A 19,842-nucleotide genomic window follows, 5' to 3' on the forward strand; every position below is an offset into this window, starting at 1 on the left:
GATGGTGAAAAAAAAAATTGTTCATTTTATTTACGACCTTACCCGTGGTGGTGCCGAAACCATGATGGTGAGGGTAATTAAGGAATTAACGGAATATGAACATGTGGTGGTTACACTTTTTCCTGCCAACCGCTTTGGTGCCGAATTGCAATGTGATAAACTCATCTGCCTTAATCTTACATCATTATACCAGCTGCCTTTAGCCATCATAAGATTTAAAAAACTTATCAAAGCTGAAAAGCCCGACCTTGTGCATACGCATCTTTTCTGGCCTACTGCTATCGGCCGCTTAGCTGTGCCCGGGCGCATACCTTTAATTACAACCATTCATGCCTTTATTGCTTCTTCGGTAGAGTATAAAAACCGGCACGTTCGCCTGATTGATAAATTGACTTATCGTTTTAGAAAAAGCATAATCATTGTGGTAGCCAAAGGTGCTATGGAAGAGTACTTTTCTTTTTTAAAAATAAAACCTTACAAAGCTTATGTGCTGTACACTTTTGTAGATATAGCCCGCTTTAATGCTGTTGCCAAATCCATTGGAACAACGCCGCCTGCAATGTTCAGGCTGATATCTGTTGGTGCGTTAAGAGAACAAAAAAATCACCAGTATCTTGTAGAAGCATTTGCAAAACTTAAAGGCGAGCCTTTTGAACTGCACATTTATGGCGAAGGTGATAAAAAGCAATTACTGGAACAACGCATACAGGAAACCGGTGCTAACGTGGTATTAAAAGGTATTGTAAGTAATGTGGAAACCATTATACCGGCATACGACCTGTTTACCATGTCTTCTACTTTTGAAGGCTTTTCTTTAGGTGTGCTGGAAGCCATGGCAATGAGTATTCCATTATTGTTAAGCAATATCAAATCTTTTAAAGAACAGTGTGAGGACACGGCTGTTTATTTTGATCTTACCAACACCGATGATTTTGTGGCGCAATTAAAAGCATTAGCTGCAGATAGTAACAAGCTGCATCAAATGGCAGTAGCTGCCAAAGAAAGGGTAATTGAGAATTTTACATTAACACATAATATCAGCAATTTGCGTAAAATTTATACAGAAGCACTAAACAATAACTAAGCTGTGAGTAAAAAGCATGTACTATTTATTTCTTACGATGGCATGACAGATCCCTTAGGGCAAAGCCAGGTGATTCCTTACCTGGCAGGACTTACAAAAGAAGGGTATGAGTTTACCATTTTAAGTTGTGATAAGCCGGAAAAATATGCGGCCAACAAAACCTACGTGGAAAAACTGATGGCGCCTTATGGTATTCAATGGACCTCTATTCCTTATCATAAAAATCCGCCGGTGTTATCATCGGTATATGATTATTTAAAGCTGAAACAAACTGCAAAAAAATTACATCGCATCCGCCCTTTTGATATGGTGCATACAAGGCCGGGGCTACCGCAATTAGTTGCTTTGTATCTGAAGAAAAAACTGGGCATTAAATTCATGAATGATATCCGTGGCTTTTGGGCAGATGAACGTGTGGATGGCGGCATGTGGAATTTAAAAAATCCTTTGTACAAAACAGTATATAATTTTTTCAGAGGTAAAGAAGATGAATGTGTAAGAGTGGCCGATTATAATACCTGCCTTACTTACAAGGGTAAAGAAGAAATATTAAAATGGAAGAATGTGCCGCAACCGGTGCAGGTTGATGTGGTGCCCTGCAGTGTTGACCTGGACCTGTTTAATACTGCTGCCATTGACCCTGAACTTAAAGCCGGCTTTAAAAAAGAACTGGGCATTGCCGACAATGATTTTATTTTAAGCTACCTGGGTTCTATTGGCGGCTGGTATTTAACCAAAGAGATGCTGCAGTTTTGCAAAGCATTGTTACAAAAAAAACCGGAAGCAAAATTCTTATTCATCTCTAACAATAATCACCAGGATATTATTAATGCCGCCAATGAATTTGGTATTCCTGCAGAAAAAATAATGGTGAAATTTGGCAAGCGTCACGAAGTACCGGTGTTATTATCTTTCAGTACCTATTCTTTATTTTTTATTAAAGCCTGTTATTCAAAATTATCTTCATCACCTACAAAGCATGGTGAAATAATGGCTATGGGTATTCCTGTAATTGCCAACAGTGGTGTAGGTGATGTAAAAGAAATTATAGAAAAATACAACGGCGGTTTTGTACTGGATAATTTTACAGCGGATGAAATGAATGCTATCGCCGGTAAAATGGCCGACCCTGCAACTATATTTGATGCAGGTAAAATAAGAGCAGGTGCAGAAGAATTTTATAGTCTTGATAAAACGGTGCAGGTTTACGCCGATGTGTATAAAAAAGTTTTAGCATAATACTGTTGTTCGTTTATAAATTTGATTAATGATGAGTAAAAAATATTTAATTGTGGGAGCTGGCTTTTCAGGTGCGGTGCTGGCCAACCAGCTTAGCAATAGTTTGGATTGCCATATTGATATCTGGGATGAAAGAGATCATATTGGCGGCAACTGCCACACCAAACGAGATGCTGCAACCGGCGTGATGGTGCATGAATACGGGCCGCATATTTTTAATACCGATAAAAAAGAGATCTGGGATTTTGTGAACAGCTTTGTAGAGTTTAAGCCTTTTGTTAACCGGGTAAAAGCAAAATACAAAGGCAAAATTTATTCGCTGCCGGTTAACCTGCATACCATCAACCAGTTTTTTAATCAATCCTATAACCCGGCCGAAGCAAAAGATTTTATAGCCACGCAGGCAGATACCAGCATTGGCGAACCACAATCTTTTGAAGAGCAGGCATTGAAATTTATTGGTAAAGACCTGTACAAAGCTTTTTTTTATGGCTATACAAAAAAGCAATGGGGTTGCGAACCATCAGCATTACCGGCGTCTATTTTAAAAAGATTACCGGTAAGATTTAATTACGATGATAATTATTATAACAATCCTTACCAGGGTATTCCTGTAAATGGTTACACTGAATTAATAGAAAAACTTTTAGAGAGTACTAAAATAACGGTAACGCTTAATGAAAAATTCCAGTTTAGTAAAGATGTATTAAACAACTACGACCATATATTTTATACCGGGCCTATTGATGCTTTTTATGAGTATAAATATGGTAAGCTGGGTTACCGCACCGTAACTTTTGAAAAACATGTGGCGCAGGGAGACTACCAGGGAAATGCAGTAATTAATTATTGCGATGATGATGTGCCCTACACCCGTGTACATGAACACAAACATTTTGCACCCTGGGAAAAACATGATCAAACGGTTTACTTTAAAGAGTTCAGTAAAGAAACAGAAGCAACTGATGTGCCTTATTACCCAAAGCGGCTTACTGACGATAAAACACTTTTACTGCAATACCGCAGCGATGCAGAAAAGGAACAAAAAATATCTTTTTTAGGCAGGCTGGCTACGTACAGGTATATGGATATGCATCATGTAATAGGCGAAGCACTGGAGTATGCAAAGTTGTTTATAAAGGCTGATGCCGGAGAGGCTGTGCTTACAGCTTTTCCTAATGTAGAAAATTAAATACTGATTGTGCTGAGTAATGATAAAAGCGTTCCGCAGCATAAAATAAATAAACTGATTTCAAAGCACTTCCATCATGATAAGAAATTTTCTGTTTCACCGGGTTAGTCCTGAAAGAGATAAACTCTGGGACCCGATGGATGTGCCCTTGTTTGATAAATGTATCCGGTATATTTCGGCGCATTACCAGGTGGTTTTACTGGAAGATCTTATTGCAGGTAAAGTACAAGCCGGCAAAAAAAAACTGGCCACAATCAGTTTTGACGATGGCTACAAAGACAATATTGTTTACGCCGCTCCCATACTGGAAAAATATAATTGCAAGGCTTCGTTTTATGTGGTGATTGATTGTATTGAAAATAATATGCCTACCTGGACACATATTTTTGAATACTGTTTTCAGTTTACGGCAATCAAAAAAATAAATATCGATTTTGATTTTCTGCCACCGGAATACAGGGTAACATCATTAGATACAGAAGAAAGCAGGCTGGCCTACGAAAGAAAGCTGGTACCGTTTTTAAAAACAATTCCCAATGCACAAAGAGTTGAAGTAATGCAAAGAGTGGTGGATACCTATACCGATATTACCATTCCGCCATTGATGATGAATTGGGAAGACCTGAAAGTACTTAAGAATAAAGGCCACTATATCGGATCGCATACCACCACACATTGTATGCTGGCAACGGTTACTGATGAAGCCGAATTGCAAAATGAATTATTGCATTCCGCAAAAGTTATAGAACAAAAGCTGGGGCATTTTCCTGTTACGATATCTTACCCGGGTGGTAGTTATAATGCCACTACTATAAAAATGAGTAAAGCTGCAGGCTATACCATGGGCCTTGCTGTAAAGCAGGATATGTATGATCCTGCAAAGGATGATATTTTTGAGATTCCGAGAATTTCATTGAACAATGAACCCTGGTGGAAAAATGTATTGCGGATCACCCATATTTTAGAAAACATAAAAAAAATAATACGCTACCGATGAAAATTGTAATGTGGATGGATGGCCAGTCCAATCAAAAAGCATTAGCCAATAAAATTGCCGCCAGGTTTGGCGTATCGGGAATAATTATTGAAAAAAGAAAAGGGCAGCGGAAGATAACCGTTAAAAAGATCTGTGAAAAAATAATTGATAAACTCTTTTTACCACAGATCACCAATGCCTGGTTTGGTATGCTGGGGCAGTATGAAAAGCAATACAAAGATTATCCTGCTGCAAAAATAATAGAAGTAGAAAACATCAACTCTGATGCAGCATATAATTTTACCAAAGAAATTGATCCCGATATTATTATTGTTTCAGGTACAAGGCTGGTAAAAGAAAAACTATTAGGATTAAGTCCCTCGATAGGCATTTTAAATTTGCATACCGGTTTATCGCCCTATATAAAAGGGGGGCCTAACTGTACCAACTGGTGCATTGCCACCAACCAGTTGCCCATGATAGGCAATACCATTATGTGGATAGATAAGGGTATTGATACAGGCAATATCATTACTACAGAATGCACCAGCTTTAATGGCACAGAAAGTTTGTTAGATGTGCATATCAAAGTGATGGAACACGGACACGACCTGTATGTAAGAGCAGTGGAAAAATTAATTGAAGGTAAAAGGCCCAATGTTAAACAAGGCGATATTGCTGCAGGTACTACCTATTATACCAGGCAATGGACATTGAAAGAAAGGTTTAACCTTAAAAATAATTTTAAGCAGTTTAAAAAAACGATCAACAGCGAAGCATACAAAAAAACACAGGCTGCCTTAAAAACGATACCACTATAAACTAACTGTACCAGCAGCAGTAAAAGTTTTAAACTATTTTTCCTACTTTTCAATTCCTTGTTTTAAATATTGCAGCTGATGCTGCAATGCAAAATCTTTTTACAATACAAGTTAACCGCATTAAGGGTGTACACTGCCCCGTGAAGTAGTTTTTAGCGAAAAAAGGCTGTGGTTTTTTATGGTAAAAACACGTAGTAAAATAACTATGCGAACACCTGTTTTTGCGTATAAATTGATTTGCTAATCAGCGTTTTATGTTTTTTTTAACGCCTGTACAATAATCGATTTTAAGTGCCGTTATAGTACTGTCCAAATCTATTTAAAACCAAATTACCCACCTATGGAAAAGGTAATTGCAGTGGTTGTAACCTACAACCGTCAGGCACTTTTATCTGAATGCATCAACGCACTACGTAACCAAACCCGTAAACCAGATGCCATACTTGTTGTAAATAACGGCAGCACAGATACTACAGAACAATGGTTGCAGCAACAAACAGATGTTATCACTATCAATCAAAAAAACATTGGCGGCGCAGGAGGTTTTAGTACCGCTATCCAGGCAGGCTATAAAAAAGGTTATGAATGGATATGGTGTATGGATGATGACGGAGCACCGAAGGAAGATGCGCTGGAACAATTACTGGCAGTGGAATGTAACGACTTAACATTATTAAACTGTGCGGTAATTAATAAAGACGATAAAAAATCTTTTGTATGGAATACGGGTGGCCATAAAACTTTAGATGAAGTACCTGGCAATATTATTGAAGGTATCGGCCATCCTTTCAACGGCACATTTATTAACCGCCGCATTGTAGAAAGAGTAGGCGTACCTAAAGCACAGTTTTTTTTATGGGGCGATGAAACAGAATACTATTACAGGATAGTAAAGAGAAATACTATTCCGGTTTGTACAGTTACCGGCAGCATACATTATCATCCGGCTGCTACATTTTCGTTTAAGCAGGACTGGGATTATAAAACAGCATGGAAGATGTATTTCTATATCCGTAACCGCCTGCACATTCACAAAGCTAAATTCAGTAACAAGATCATTGCATCAATTAATTACGGTTGCTTTTTAGCAGCGCTGGCAGGTATTGTACTGGTATTTCAAAAAACCGATAAGTTAAAAAAACTAAGTTTTATTTTTTGGCCGGCAACAGATGCAGTAGCCAACAACTTTACTGCAACACCTGCCTTTATTCTTGATAAATTAAAATTAAAAGCAGAAAATACTTCTAACAGCAGTTTTATACACACTGTAAAAAATATTTGGTCCATGTTATTTACACCATCAACCATGGTGAAGAAAATGCAGACCAGGTAAGAATTAAACCCTCGAAAACTACACATTTACAACCTGCTTATTTTTAAGCAGGTTTTCTTTTTTCTGTTTGGTGGCGTCCTGTATTAAAAAAAGTGAAATAACAAAGAAAGGCATACAAGGGATCTTATAACGGCATAGAGTACCAAAGTTTAAAGTAGTAGCACCAACGAATAAGGCAAAGATCATGGAGAATAAAAAGCAATATAAAGCCAATGGATTTTTAGTTAATGTTTGAAAAACAGTTTTAAGGCCGGCTTTAAAAAAAACGATCATTGTAAAAACCATTAATGCCAAACCTTCCAGTGATGATAATAAGGTAGATAGTTTTTTAGATTCCCATAAAAATGGCCTGAAAAAAGTAGTGCTGATAAAAACCGGTGCCATTTTTACAAGCTGGCCTACACTTCCATCAAACTCTACTCCGTAACTGAAGGCAGAAGTACCTTCTGTATTCTGATTTTCGTAGGCAGTGTTTAAGCTTTTCATGTTTTTGGAAATACTGCCTACGGCATACTGCCCCATTTCTTCCTGCAGGTTAGTCATGATTTTTGAAAACGCCACAACACAACCAACGATAAGTACAGGTGCCAGTACAAGCTTTACAGCTTTACTGTTTACCATGTTTACATTTTTTAAAATAAGGTAAAGGAAAAAGAAAGGCACATAAGAGATGAGGATATAGGGCTTTATCACCCAGAGAAAATAGCCGAATAAGATTAATAAAAAAGTGCTTTTTACAATATCATTTTTTCTTACAAATAACTGGTACAGCGAATAAGTGATCCATCCTATGGCCGCAATACAAATACTGTCTTTCAATACACCCGAACTCCAGAATACAAAAGTGGGAAGGTATAAAATGGCAATGGCAAATTTGCGGTGCAGGTGCGGATATTGCTCATAAAAGAACAGGAACAACTTCCAGGCACCTGTAAATGCCAGCATGGAAAAAACAAGATTGGTGATTAAATATTTACCCAGTGTGAAAAAAGAAAAAACGGTAACAAACCGCACTACCATATAATTAGCTTCACCAAGCAGGTAGCCTTTATTCCAGGAATTGCTTAACAACGATTCATCAAAATCCGGTGCCGGGGTAAAGATCCATTTAATGTTTGAAGAGTCTTTAAGAATAAGGTCGTACAGGTGTTTGCCTTCTGTTTGATACAACACAAAAGAATCACCAATAGAAATTTTCCAGTTAAACACGGCAAATACCAATACTACCAGGGTCTTTATCCAAAAACCCTGCAGGTGATAAAATTTTAGAACCGGGTCGGTATAATTTTTCCTGAAAGATTTAAATATAAAAAAGAAGATGGCAACATAAAAAGGAAACAAAGCAAATTCGAAGATGCCCATGAAGCGTAAATGTTAGGAGGTTAAATGGCGCTGTTAAAAAAGCAATATGCTGCAATTGCATTTTAATAAACTCAAATTTATCTTAAATTCTAATTTTTCTTTCAATAATATGCGTTTATTTTTGAGTTTAATAGAAAATTATTAAACAATTAATTTTATAAGTACAGTTTTGACCAGTACCAACAACAATAAAAAACTCATTCGCATTACTACAGTGCCCATGGCATTACGCTATTTATTACCAGGGCAAATGAAGTTTATGCAGCAGAACGGTTTTAACGTAATTATGATAAGTGCTGATGGCCCGGAACTGAATGATGTTATTAAAAACGAAGCATGCAGGCATATTGTTGTGCCCATGACGAGAAAGATAACACCATGGCAGGATCTGAAATGCCTTATCCGGCTGATTAAAATTTTCAGAAAAGAAAAACCTGATATTGTACATACACATACGCCCAAAGCAGGTTTGCTGGGTATGATGGCTGCAAAATTTGCCGGCGTAAAAGTGAGGATTCATACCGTTGCCGGAATGCCGTTAATGGTAGAGAAGGGTGCTAAATTGAAGCTCTTGAAATTTATTGAAAAGCTTACTTACAGCGCTGCTGGTCATGTATGGCCCAACAGCTATTCGCTGTACCAGTATATTACTGATCATCAATTTACTTCAAAGCAAAAATTATCCATTATTGGCAAAGGATCTACCAATGGTATTAATATCAATCGTTTTAGTACAGCAGCACTCGATGAAAATATAATTAAACAAGTAAAAGACAGTATTAATTACAGCCCGGAAAATATTTACCTGCTTTGCATTGGCAGGTTGGTGGCAGATAAAGGTATTGTAGAGCTGGTAAATGTATTTATTGCACTGCAAAAAAAGCATGCCACTTTAAAATTGATACTGGTGGGAGATTTTGAAGGGGAATTAGATCCTTTACCTGCAACAGTATTGGAGCAGATACAAACCAATAACAACATCATTCATATTAAATGGACGCAGCAGGTAGAATATTTCATGCACATCGCCGATTATTTTGTGTTTCCTTCACACAGAGAAGGATTTCCAAACGTACTGTTGCAGGCAGGCGCTATGCAGTTGCCTGTTATCTGCAGCCGCATTGCAGGCAATGTAGATATTGTATCGGATAAGCAAACCGGCCTGATTTTTGAAACCGCCAACGAACAGCAAATGGAAGAGCTGATTGAGTTTGCTATTTCTAACCCTGCAGTAATGCAAACTATGTCAGCTGCACTGGTGGAAATAATTAAAAAAGATTTTCAACGTGAAAATATCTGGCAAAATATTCTTTCAACCTATAAATCATTGCTACATTTAAATAACTAATACTACGGTAATGATATTAATTGGCTACTCCGGTCATGCATTTGTGGCTTACGGCATATTTACAGCTGCAGGTAAAAAAGTAACAGGGTATTGCGATAATGAAGAAAAGCAATACAATCCGTTTTCACTATCCTATTTTGGTAAAGAAAACAGCGATGCTGCAACAGCCGCTTTTGAAACAGCCGGTTTTTTTATTGCCATTGGTGATAATAAAATAAGAGAGAAAGTTTACCGGTTGCTTGCGGCAAAAAAATTATATCCTGCCAATGCTGTTCATCCATCAGCTGTAGTAGATGCCTCGGCAGTAATTGCAGCTGATGGCGTAATGATAGCAGCCAATGCAGTGATCAATCCCCTGGCTAAAATTGGTATTGGCGCTATTTGCAATACCGGTTGCATCATAGAACATGAATGTGTGGTGGGTGATTTTGCTCATATTGCTCCCGGGGCAGTTTTATGCGGCAATGTAAAAGTGGGCCATAACAGTTTTGTAGGTGCCAATGCTGTAGTAAAACAGGGTGTTTCCATTGGCAATAACGTTATGATAGGCGCCGGGGCTGTGGTGCTAAAAAATGTGCCTGATAATGTAACAGTAGTTGGCGTTCCTGCTCAAATAAAATAATCAACAGGTTTTATCGTTTATAATCAGCAAACTGCAAACTCTTCTTTGTACCTTTGCCACGCAAAAAATATACATACTTATGAAAGTTTTAGTTACAGGCGGAGCCGGTTATATTGGTTCTGTATTAGTTCGTCAGTTATTAAGCAAAGGATACAATGTTCGTGCCTTTGATAATTTAAATTTTGGCGGCGATGCATTGTATGATGTGATGCTGAACCCTAATTTTGAATTTTTGAAAGGTGATGTTAGAAATGCAGCAGATGTGGCAAAAGCTATTGAAGGCATTGATGCTATAGCGCACTTAGCGGCAATTGTTGGCGACCCTGCCTGCAAAAAATTCAGCGACGATGCTAAAACCACCAACTGGGATGGCAGCGTAGCTTTATTTGAAGCAGCAGAAAAAGCAGGTGTAAAACGTTTTGTATTTGCCAGCACCTGCAGTAACTATGGAAAAATGGCCGATCCCGATTCTTTTGTTACCGAAACATCTGAATTGAACCCGGTTAGTCTTTATGCAGAGTTAAAAGTTAAGTTTGAGAACTATATTATGAACGACAGAAAAGATACTAAAATGTGCAGCACTGCTTTACGTTTCAGTACCGTATATGGTTTTTCTCCCCGGATACGTTTTGATCTTACCGTAAATGAATTTACCCGTAACGCAGCAGAAAAAGGCGAACAGGAAATATGGGGCGCACAATTCTGGAGGCCTTATTGCCATGTAGATGACCTGGCAAGAGCAGTAGTATTGGTAATAGAAAGCGATGAGGCAAAAGTAAAATCCAATGTATTTAATGTAGGTACTACCGAAGAGAATTATAACAAAGGCATGATCATTGAAGAAGTTTGTAAAGTGGTGCCAAATGTTAAAGTGAATTATGTAGAAATGAACGAAGACCCACGTGATTACAGGGTAAACTTTGATAAAATAAAAAATGAACTGGGTTTTACTATTACCAAAACAGTTCCTGATGGAGTAAAAGAAATTTATACGTTAATGAAAACAGGAATCATACAGGACGCTTACGGCCCTAAGTTCAGGAATATATAAAACTGATTACTGCAATACCCGGTAACGAATTGCAGCAATGATAAAGACAGCATGAACCCAATACTGCCTAATATAAAATACCTGCATATAGTTCGTGGGCTGGCAGCATTACTGGTGGTGGTATTTCACGCCAAATATGTTTTTTGGGTTGGTGGTACAGTATATAATAAAGAAATAGGGTTGCATGGCTTTGGCGGGTATGCTTTATTTGCTGCAGACATGCTTTCTTCCTGTGGTAAAGAATGTGTGGTGGTATTTTTTATTTTATCTGCGTTTGTTATTAAGCATTCCTTTTCCGGTCATCATTATACCTGGACAAATTTTTATAAAATAAGGCTGATAAGAATTTATTGGCCTTTTTTATGTTCTATGGTATTGTCCATTGCAATGCTGGTGATCTGTATAAAATATATCAATCCGCAAATTTACACCAGCAGTTTAAGAGAATATAATACAAGATTAAGCGATGCCTATAACGATCTTTCAATAGGCCAGGTGGTTAAGACTATTTTTTTTATAGATAAAGGAGAATACGCCGGCTTTAACTATGCGTACTGGTCTTTAGGCCACGAACTTATTTTTTATATTTTATTTCCCATCTATAACAAACTGAATAAATATACCACCCTGCTGGCTGCTGTAATATTTGCCACCTTATTTTTAATAACCGGCTGGACGATATTTTACTACCAGGTATTTTTTGCAGCGGGGTTATTGCTGTACCATTATTTTTTCAATCATTCTAAAGGAGCGGTAATTAAAAACAAAACACTCTACCTGGTCATTCTTGCAGGTTTTTTTGTAGCCGTTAATGTATCTAACAAAATGGTGTCAGAAAAATGCTCTGATATGGTTACGCTTATCTTTTCATTTTTTATTTTTGATTATATACTCTACTTTATAAAAAAGAAAAACAATTTACTAATGAAGCTGGGTGATATCAGTTACAGTCTTTACCTGAATCATTTACCCATTTTATTACTCACTTATTCTATAATTACTTTGTATACCGGCAGCCTGGTTTTTTACAGCCGCATTCCTTATTATTCAGGTGTAATTATTGCAGTATTACTAACAATACCATTGTACATGATCACAGAAAAACCTTCTGTGGCTTATCTTAAAAAATTAAGGAAATAATTTTTACTGAAAACGATCCAGTGTTTTCCAGTATTTGTCTTTGTAAATAGTATAAGAAATACTCAACTGGTTTTGAAAGGCTTTAATACAATCAAAAGTTACCCTTGAACATTCTCTGAATTCTTTACAGGCAAAAAAGATGGTACGCTCGTTATTATAGGTTTGCCTTCCTGCGTTGAGATAACCATCAAAATCGTGCAGTTTTTCCATGAGGGCTTCTTCAAATTTATCCATCAGGGCATAGGTTGTTTCATCGGGCATACCTGTTTCGTTTCCTTTATAAGCAATATCAATGGCCAGCATCCATGGGTGAGAAGCCTTGGCATCCCAGGAAAGTAATTGCTGGTTTACGATTGCAACCATCGGCAGGTCATTTTCATCCTTTGCTTCCAATCCTGAATAATTGTCATTTTCAGTATCATACCGTACGCCATCATATTTTTCTATAAATTCTTTTTCCCGCCAGATCAAATAGTCTTTCAGTTTTTCAATGGGAATCAATTCTTCGTTTACTCCCGGCGGGTCAAAATAAATATCGTCAATCTGGGTAGCCATCATAATTTCTCCAACGGCATTGTCTAAATATATTAATGAACCATTGCCAATTATATCGTGCCTGTCTGCGGCATAATCTTCATGTACAATATGTATCTCAATTTCATCAGGCTTGCCCGGATCCGTTATAGCAAAGAATTTAATTTTCTCACTATTAAAATCATAGCCATTCATTCGTATTGTTGATTTACCAAACCCGGTTTCAGGTTTTAATGCAGTAATTCTCCAGCCTTTTATAGCAGGGGCAGCAGTAACAATATCCTCCGCAAATGCAATGTTTTTGATATCTCCATCAGGCGTGATGATCAATTCTGCAGTGTTGTCGTCATACATGCCTACCAAACCATACAATTCGGGATTTAATTGCTGCAATTGATCGATTATCTGTTGCAGCTTTTCGGCTGCTTTATCCTGGGATTTTATGGCGGTATAGAAACCCGGTTCCTGCTGTAAAAACCAGTTCCAGAATGCTGTTGGGGTCTCAATGGGTTGCGGCGCTTTTTTACCACCGAATAATTTCTTAAGAAAACTCATACAAATACAACTGTTTTTTACGTTTTAGTAAATAAAGATAGCGGTATAACTTAAAATTGGCATACTTAAACTAAAGCGCCTTTTTACTAACTTCGCCGTGCAAAAATTTCAAACCCCGAAAAACAACAATTATGCTTTTACTAAGCGGCCCCAATATGGCGGGCAACGAATTAAAATATGTTACCGAATGCATTACTACCGGTTGGGTAAGCAGTGTAGGTGCTTATGTGGACCAGTTTGAAAAAATGAGTGCTGAATTTGCAGGCACCAAATATGCTGTTGCCACCAGCAGTGGTACTACAGCTTTGCATATTTGCCTGGTGATGATGGGAGTTAATAACGAAGATTATGTAATTACTCCTAACATTACTTTTATTGCTACTTGTAATTCTATTAAATATACCGGTGCTAATCCCATTTTTATTGATACCGATGTGGATAGCTGGCAAATGGACCTGAACCTGCTGGAAGAATTTTTAACCAATGAAACAGAACAACGCAACGGCGTTTGTCATTTAAAAAAAGACGGTAAAAGAATTCCGGTGATCATGCCTGTACATGTATTGGGTAATATGTGTGATATGGACAGGTTACTGGCGCTGGCAAAGCAACATAACCTTACTGTGATTGAAGACAGTACCGAAGCTTTGGGCAGTTATTACAAAGGCAAACATGCCGGTAGTTTTGGTTTGATGGGTACCTTTAGTTACAACGGTAATAAAATCATTACAACAGGCGGTGGTGGTATGATAGTTACCTACGACGAAGCATTGGCAAAAAGAGCCAAGCATTTAACCACGCAAGCCAAGAGCGATCCTTTTGAGTACATGCATGATGCAATAGGCTACAACTACCGCCTGGTAAATGTTGCAGCAGCAATGGGCGTGGCACAAATGGAGCAACTGCCTGGTTTTATCAAACGCAAATACGAGATCATCAATTTTTATAAAACTGAATTACAGGGTGTGGGGGATATTAAATTTCAGCAGGTGAGTGATGATGTAAAACCTAACTGGTGGATGCCAACCATCTTTACCACTAAGCAAAAAGAAGTGCTGAAGGCTTTGAATGATAACAAAATGCAGAGCCGCCCTTTCTGGGTACCGATGAATCAATTACCGATGTTTACCAATGATATCTATTATAATCACACCGACAGATCAAATTTTGTGTACCAGAATTGCTTAAGCATTCCCTGTTCTACATACATTACAGATGCTGACTTAAAAGCAGTGAGTGATAAAATAAAAGAATGTTATTAATAAAGTTGATTGTTGTTGGTTGATCGTTGAGCGTAAAGCCTCAGCATTCCAACAACGAATAACGAACAACGAACAACCAGCATGTACAAACTAACCAAGCGCCTCATCGATATTATTATAGCATCACTGGTACTCATCCTGCTGTCTCCCATTCTTATTCCTTCAATAATAATTTTATTGTTTACCGGGGAGCATGAAGTTTTTTATTTTCAAAAAAGAGTGGGCTATAAAAATAAAATGTTCGACATCTGGAAGTTCGCTACCATGATGAAGAACAGCCCGAATATTGGCACCGGAGAAATTACATTGCGTAATGACCCACGTGTTACCAGCTTTGGCAAATTGTTGCGCATTACAAAAATTAATGAGCTGCCGCAGATCATCAATGTATTTAAAGGAGATATGAGCATTGTAGGGCCGAGGCCATTAATGGAAGTAAGTGTAAAATTATATCCTGAAGAGATCCGCAATAAAATTTATAACTGCAAACCAGGGATGACTGGTATAGGCTCTTTAATTTTCAGGGACGAAGAAAAAATTGTTTCTGATGCCGCCGATCCTAAAGCCATGTATGCACAGATATACCCCTACAAAGGCGAGCTTGAGATGTGGTATCAGAAAAATGCATCCTTTTATACCGACTTTATGATCATGTTTCTCACCGGCTGGTCTATCCTTTTTTCTAAAAACCAACTGGTAGGTAAAGTGTTTAAAGACCTGCCCAAAAGGAATTTCTAATCTTTGTTTACCTTTTTTCTGGTTTATTTAAACAAATTAATTTTATTATTGTAATAAGAATGTAATAATTCCATTGCAATGAACTCATTTACCATTAAGGACCTTGAAAATCTCTCTGGCATAAAAGCCCATACTATCCGTATCTGGGAGCAACGCTATTCTTTTATAAAACCCGAACGCACCGGCACCAATATCCGTTATTACAGCAATGATGAGTTAAAGAAGATACTGAACGTAGCCTTGTTGAATAAATACGGCTATAAAATATCCCATATAGATAAAATGAATGATGGTGAGATAAAAGAAAAAATTCTTTCACTCAACCAGATGGAAGCGCAACAGGAGCGTATTGTAAATGAGCTGATACAGAGCATGGTGGATATTGATATTGAAAAACTGGAGATCATTTTAGATAAATATATCCAGGCAAGAGGCATTGAAAGAACCATTACTCAGATCATTTTTCCCTTTTTGGAAAAGATAGGAATTCTATGGCTTACCAACCACATAAACCCTGCACAGGAGCACCTTGTAACCAATATCATCCGCCAGAAATTAATTGTGGGCATCGACGGAATTGTAACCGCATTAAAAGTAAATAAAACAGTACTCTTATTTTTACCCGAAGGAGAATACCATGAGCTGGGATTACTTTTTATGTACTATCTTTTAAAAAGCCGTGGCGTAACCGCCATTTATTTAGGCAGCAGCGTGCCGCTTAAAGACGTAGAGTATGTGGTAAAACTTAAAAAGCCCGATTATCTGTACTCTCATCTTACCACAGTAGGACAAAATTTTAACTTTGATAAATTCATCAGCAACGTTACTCAAAAATTCGCCGGAATTCCCATCATCATCTCCGGCCAGCTAACCTGTACCTATCAAAAAAAGATCCACCCACCCCTTAATTTTAAAAGATCCTTTGCAGAAGTGATGGAATTTGTATCCGGTTTTTCAAAGGTGTAAGCCTAAAGCGTTGAAATATAATGTGTTTAATGTTTTTTATAATAAATTAAACAAAACATAGTGTACTTTGGAAATTCTTGTTTAACTTTACAAAGTAATAATTAAACAAGAATATGTCAGCGATAGAATTTAACCAGGTAGTTATTAATAACGCAGAGTATTTAAAGCCCTTTGCAATAACGCTTACAAGAGACAATGAAACTGCAAAAGATCTTTTGCAGGAAACTATGTTCAGGGCTTTAGCCAACAGGGAAAAATACAATGCCGGTACCAATATTAAGGCGTGGTTGTACACCATCATGCGTAATATTTTTATTAACGATTACCGTCGCAAGGCAAAACAAAATACCGTACTGGATAACAGCATCAACGACTTTCTGTTAAACAGTAACCAGCTTTCAGTGGTAAACGCAGCCGAAAGTAACTTAAAGATGAAAGAGATTCAGCAGGCAGTGTATGAGTTACCGGAAATTTTTAAAAATCCCTTCATGCTTTATTTTGATGGGTATAAATACAATGAGATTGCCGAGCTTTTAAAAGAACCATTAGGTACAATAAAAAGCCGGATACATTTTGCACGGAAATTATTAAAAGAACAGTTGACAAGATTTTAATTGGTTACCGCTTTTTAATCCCGTTTTATATTTCAATATTCCTAAATTTAGTTCTTGAAAAAAGCAGTAATTATAGGTAGTGGATTTGCAGGTTTGTCTGCCGCATGTTTTTTAGCAAAAGCCGGTTATGATGTAACTGTTTTGGAAAAACAACATACACCTGGCGGCAGGGCAAGACAATTGAAAGAAAATGGTTTTGTATTTGACATGGGGCCAAGCTGGTATTGGATGCCCGAAGTATTTGAACGGTTTTTTAATTGCTTTGGAAAAAAAGTGAGCGATTATTACCAACTGGAAAGATTAGATCCGTCCTACAGAATATACTGGCCCGCCAATGAAATGGATGTTCCCGCCAGCTATGGCGAATTAAAAAAGTTATTTGAAACTATTGAACCCGGCAGTGCTGCACAACTGGATAAATTTTTAGCAGAAGCGGAATACAAATACAATGTGGGCATTAATAAACTGGTGCATAAACCCGGCCAATCACTCACCGAATTTTTAGACTGGGAAGTGATAAAAGGTGTTTTTAAACTGGATGTATTTACCAACATGAAAAAACATGTGGCGAAATATTTTACACATCCGCAGCTGCAGCAAATGATGGAATTTCCGGTATTGTTTTTAGGCGCTTTGCCCGAACACACACCGGCATTATACAGCCTGATGAATTATGCAGATATAAAATTGGGCACCTGGTATCCGCAGGGTGGCATGTATAAAATTGTAGAAGGTATGTTCAGCCTTGCAAAAGAATTGGGAGTAAAATTTTATTTTGATCATGATGTGCAAAGTATAGAAGTGGCCGGCAATAAAGCAAAGTCAGTAACAAGCAGCACAATTATCAATCAACAACTAACAACGAATAGCTTTGCTGCTGATGTTGTGATCGGAGGTGCCGACTACCACTTTATTGAAACAAAATTATTGCCGGAAAATTGTAGAACTTATAGCGATGAATATTGGAACAAAAGAATAATGGCACCCAGTTGTTTATTATATTACGTAGGGTTAAATAAAAAATTAAATAAGGTATTGCATCATTCACTTTTTTTTGACACCGACTTTGGAGTGCATGGAAAAGAGATTTATACTGAACCAAACTGGCCCGGGAACCCGTTGTTTTATGTTAGTGCTACTTCAGTAACAGATAACAGTGTGGCGCCTGAGGGATATGAGAATTTATTTTTCCTGATACCCGTAGCAGCAGGTTTACAGGGAGATACAGAAGTATTAAGAGATAGATACTTTGAGAATATTGTACAAAGATTTGAAGACAGAACAGGACAAAAAATAAAAGAAAATATCGTTTATAAAAAATCTTACTCGGTAAGCAACTTCGTAAATGATTATAATTCTTTTAAGGGTAATGCTTACGGGCTGGCAAATACCCTGCTGCAAACTGCAGTTTTAAAGCCATCCTGTAAAAGTAAAAAAGTAACCAATCTTTTTTACACGGGGCAGTTAACAGTACCCGGGCCGGGAGTGCCGCCGAGTTTGATCAGTGGCGAAGTGGTAGCAAAAGAGGTGATAAAACAATTAGGTTGATATTTGGTTTTAATAATTAAAATAACACTTGTTTTCGGATAATTAAAATGATGAATCTTTTTCATAGCACCAGTCAGCAGTGCAGTAAAATAACTACTGAAACGTACAGCACTTCATTTAGCAGCGCTATAAAGTTGTTGCATAAAGATTTGCGTACACCCATTTATAATATTTACGGATTTGTACGTTTTGCAGATGAAATAGTAGACACTTTTCATGATTATGATAAACAACAATTGCTGGATGAATTTAAAATTGAAACCTATAATGCTATTGAAAGAGGTATCAGCCTGAACCCTGTGCTACACAGTTTTCAGATAACAGTTAATGAGTATAAAATAGAAATGGGTTTGATAGATGCCTTCTTTAAAAGTATGGAATGTGATCTGAGTAAAGCAAAGTATGATGCAGAAGGTTATGCCGCCTATATTTACGGCAGTGCAGAAGTGGTAGGGTTAATGTGTCTTTATGTTTTTTGCGAAGGGGATAAAAATGAATACGAAAGATTAAAACCTGCAGCACAGGCATTAGGTGCCGCTTTTCAAAAAGTAAATTTTTTAAGGGATGTAAAAGCCGATTACCAGGAACTGAATCGTACTTACTTCCCAGGTATGGATTTTAAAAATTTTACCGCTGCTATGAAACAGCAGATAGAAATTGAAATTGCTGAAGATTTTGTACATGCCTACCAGGGAATTTTACAATTGCCTGTAAAAGCAAGATTTGGCGTGTATGTAGCTTATAAATATTATTTGTCTTTGTTTAAAAAAATAAAAAAAGTACAGCCTGCAAAAATTTTAGAACAACGCATCCGTATCCCCAATTACTCCAAAGCATTTATATTGGCTAAAGCAGGTATACGAACACAGTTTAATATTCTGTAATTTCACCACTTTAATAATCCAGCATATTTTGAACAGATTAATACTAGTTGATGAACATGATGTGCCTTTAGGTACCGTGGAAAAAATGGAAGCACACGAGAAAGCGCTGCTGCACCGTGCTTTCAGTGTTTTTATTTTTAATACTAAAGGTGAAATGTTATTACAGCAAAGAGCTTTTACCAAATACCATAGTGGTGGTTTATGGACGAATGCCTGCTGCAGCCATCCTTATGCTGAGCAGGATATCTTAGCTGCTGCTGAAAAAAGATTGCAGGAAGAAATGGGTTTTACCACACCGCTTACTAAGGCATTTGAATTTGTATACAAAGCGCCTTTTGACAATGGCTTAACCGAACATGAATACGATCACGTTTTTATTGGAACCTACGAAGGCAATATTTCTCCGGATAAAGAAGAAGTAGCTGATTATTGTTTTAAACCGGTAAGCGAAATAAAATCATTATTGCAACAACATCCGGAACACTATACCGTTTGGTTTAAGATCGCTTTTCCAAAAGTAGAAGATTATCTGGCGCAAAAATTATAATCGGGCTTTCTAACCTTTTTTTTAAG

The 19,842-nt window shown here is 37.3% G+C and carries 19 protein-coding genes; 17 read left to right on the forward strand and 2 right to left on the reverse strand.

What is annotated here, in order from left to right; all coding sequences use genetic code 11:
* The first annotated feature begins 1 nt into the window (after position 1).
* The 6 genes from ACQ334_RS00480 to ACQ334_RS00505 all read left to right on the forward strand — a co-directional run bounded on the left by ACQ334_RS00480 (position 2) and on the right by ACQ334_RS00505 (position 6,645).
* Positions 2-1,084 carry a glycosyltransferase gene (locus ACQ334_RS00480; RefSeq protein WP_430986183.1) on the forward strand — a complete coding sequence of 361 codons (1,083 nt, stop codon included), beginning with the start codon at positions 2-4 and terminating at the stop codon, positions 1,082-1,084.
* Positions 1,085-1,087: 3 nt separating this feature from the next.
* Positions 1,088-2,323 (forward strand): glycosyltransferase, encoded by a 1,236-nt coding sequence (locus ACQ334_RS00485; RefSeq protein ID WP_430986184.1) that lies wholly within the window; start codon positions 1,088-1,090, stop codon positions 2,321-2,323.
* A gap of 28 nt (positions 2,324-2,351) precedes the next feature.
* Positions 2,352-3,515 (forward strand): UDP-galactopyranose mutase, encoded by a 1,164-nt coding sequence (gene glf / locus ACQ334_RS00490; RefSeq protein WP_430986185.1) that lies wholly within the window; start codon positions 2,352-2,354, stop codon positions 3,513-3,515.
* A 76-nt stretch (positions 3,516-3,591) separates the two neighbouring features.
* On the forward strand, positions 3,592-4,512 hold the full coding sequence (locus ACQ334_RS00495) for a polysaccharide deacetylase family protein (protein WP_430986186.1): 921 nt from the start codon (positions 3,592-3,594) through the stop codon (positions 4,510-4,512).
* Complete coding sequence (locus tag ACQ334_RS00500; RefSeq protein ID WP_430986187.1) at positions 4,509-5,312, forward strand: formyltransferase family protein; 804 nt, start codon at positions 4,509-4,511, stop codon at positions 5,310-5,312. The genes ACQ334_RS00495 and ACQ334_RS00500 overlap by 4 nt, the downstream gene beginning before the upstream one ends.
* 340 nt (positions 5,313-5,652) lie before the next feature.
* Positions 5,653-6,645, forward strand: coding sequence for a glycosyltransferase family 2 protein (locus tag ACQ334_RS00505; protein WP_430986188.1), 993 nt, complete (start codon positions 5,653-5,655; stop codon positions 6,643-6,645).
* A gap of 18 nt (positions 6,646-6,663) precedes the next feature.
* Here ACQ334_RS00505 and ACQ334_RS00510 read toward each other — a convergent pair whose 3' ends face one another.
* Positions 6,664-8,007 carry a hypothetical protein gene (locus tag ACQ334_RS00510; protein WP_430986189.1) on the reverse strand — a complete coding sequence of 448 codons (1,344 nt, stop codon included), beginning with the start codon at positions 8,005-8,007 and terminating at the stop codon, positions 6,664-6,666.
* A gap of 169 nt (positions 8,008-8,176) precedes the next feature.
* On the opposite strand from ACQ334_RS00510, the gene ACQ334_RS00515 reads away from it, so the two are divergent.
* From ACQ334_RS00515 to ACQ334_RS00530, 4 genes are all read left to right on the forward strand, one after another.
* Positions 8,177-9,355, forward strand: a complete 1,179-nt coding sequence (locus tag ACQ334_RS00515) for a glycosyltransferase family 4 protein (protein ID WP_430986190.1) — start codon at positions 8,177-8,179, stop codon at positions 9,353-9,355.
* 10 nt (positions 9,356-9,365) lie between these two features.
* A complete protein-coding gene (locus ACQ334_RS00520; RefSeq protein ID WP_430986191.1) occupies positions 9,366-9,977 on the forward strand; it encodes an acetyltransferase in 612 nt (203 codons plus the stop codon).
* 79 nt (positions 9,978-10,056) lie between these two features.
* Positions 10,057-11,028, forward strand: a complete 972-nt coding sequence (locus ACQ334_RS00525; RefSeq protein ID WP_430986192.1) for an NAD-dependent epimerase/dehydratase family protein — start codon at positions 10,057-10,059, stop codon at positions 11,026-11,028.
* A gap of 51 nt (positions 11,029-11,079) precedes the next feature.
* The gene (locus ACQ334_RS00530; protein ID WP_430986193.1) at positions 11,080-12,168 is read left to right on the forward strand and encodes an acyltransferase family protein; all 1,089 of its coding nucleotides are present in this window, start codon (positions 11,080-11,082) and stop codon (positions 12,166-12,168) included.
* A gap of 3 nt (positions 12,169-12,171) precedes the next feature.
* On the opposite strand, the gene ACQ334_RS00535 is transcribed toward ACQ334_RS00530, so the two are convergent.
* Entirely contained in the window at positions 12,172-13,257 is a 1,086-nt protein-coding gene (locus ACQ334_RS00535) for a DUF695 domain-containing protein (RefSeq protein ID WP_430986194.1), read from the reverse strand.
* Between the two features lie 131 nt (positions 13,258-13,388).
* Between ACQ334_RS00535 and ACQ334_RS00540 the strand changes: the two genes are divergently transcribed.
* The 7 genes from ACQ334_RS00540 (at position 13,389) to idi (ending at position 19,816) form a co-directional block, all read left to right on the forward strand.
* Positions 13,389-14,519, forward strand: coding sequence for a LegC family aminotransferase (locus ACQ334_RS00540; RefSeq protein ID WP_430986195.1), 1,131 nt, complete (start codon positions 13,389-13,391; stop codon positions 14,517-14,519).
* Between the two features lie 81 nt (positions 14,520-14,600).
* The gene (locus ACQ334_RS00545) at positions 14,601-15,257 is read left to right on the forward strand and encodes a sugar transferase (RefSeq protein ID WP_430986196.1); all 657 of its coding nucleotides are present in this window, start codon (positions 14,601-14,603) and stop codon (positions 15,255-15,257) included.
* Between the two features lie 78 nt (positions 15,258-15,335).
* Positions 15,336-16,223 (forward strand): MerR family transcriptional regulator, encoded by an 888-nt coding sequence (locus tag ACQ334_RS00550; protein WP_430986197.1) that lies wholly within the window; start codon positions 15,336-15,338, stop codon positions 16,221-16,223.
* A 113-nt stretch (positions 16,224-16,336) separates the two neighbouring features.
* Positions 16,337-16,837, forward strand: a complete 501-nt coding sequence (locus ACQ334_RS00555; protein WP_430986198.1) for an RNA polymerase sigma factor — start codon at positions 16,337-16,339, stop codon at positions 16,835-16,837.
* Positions 16,838-16,891: 54 nt separating this feature from the next.
* Positions 16,892-18,385 carry a phytoene desaturase family protein gene (locus tag ACQ334_RS00560; RefSeq protein ID WP_430986199.1) on the forward strand — a complete coding sequence of 498 codons (1,494 nt, stop codon included), beginning with the start codon at positions 16,892-16,894 and terminating at the stop codon, positions 18,383-18,385.
* Between the two features lie 47 nt (positions 18,386-18,432).
* Positions 18,433-19,269, forward strand: a complete 837-nt coding sequence (locus ACQ334_RS00565) for a phytoene/squalene synthase family protein (RefSeq protein WP_430986200.1) — start codon at positions 18,433-18,435, stop codon at positions 19,267-19,269.
* 28 nt (positions 19,270-19,297) lie between these two features.
* Entirely contained in the window at positions 19,298-19,816 is a 519-nt protein-coding gene (idi, locus tag ACQ334_RS00570; RefSeq protein WP_430986201.1) for an isopentenyl-diphosphate Delta-isomerase, read from the forward strand.
* Positions 19,817-19,842: the final 26 nt, after the last annotated feature.

The sequence above is a fragment of the Ferruginibacter sp. SUN106 genome (assembly GCF_050611765.1).
Lineage (GTDB): Bacteria > Bacteroidota > Bacteroidia > Chitinophagales > Chitinophagaceae > Ferruginibacter.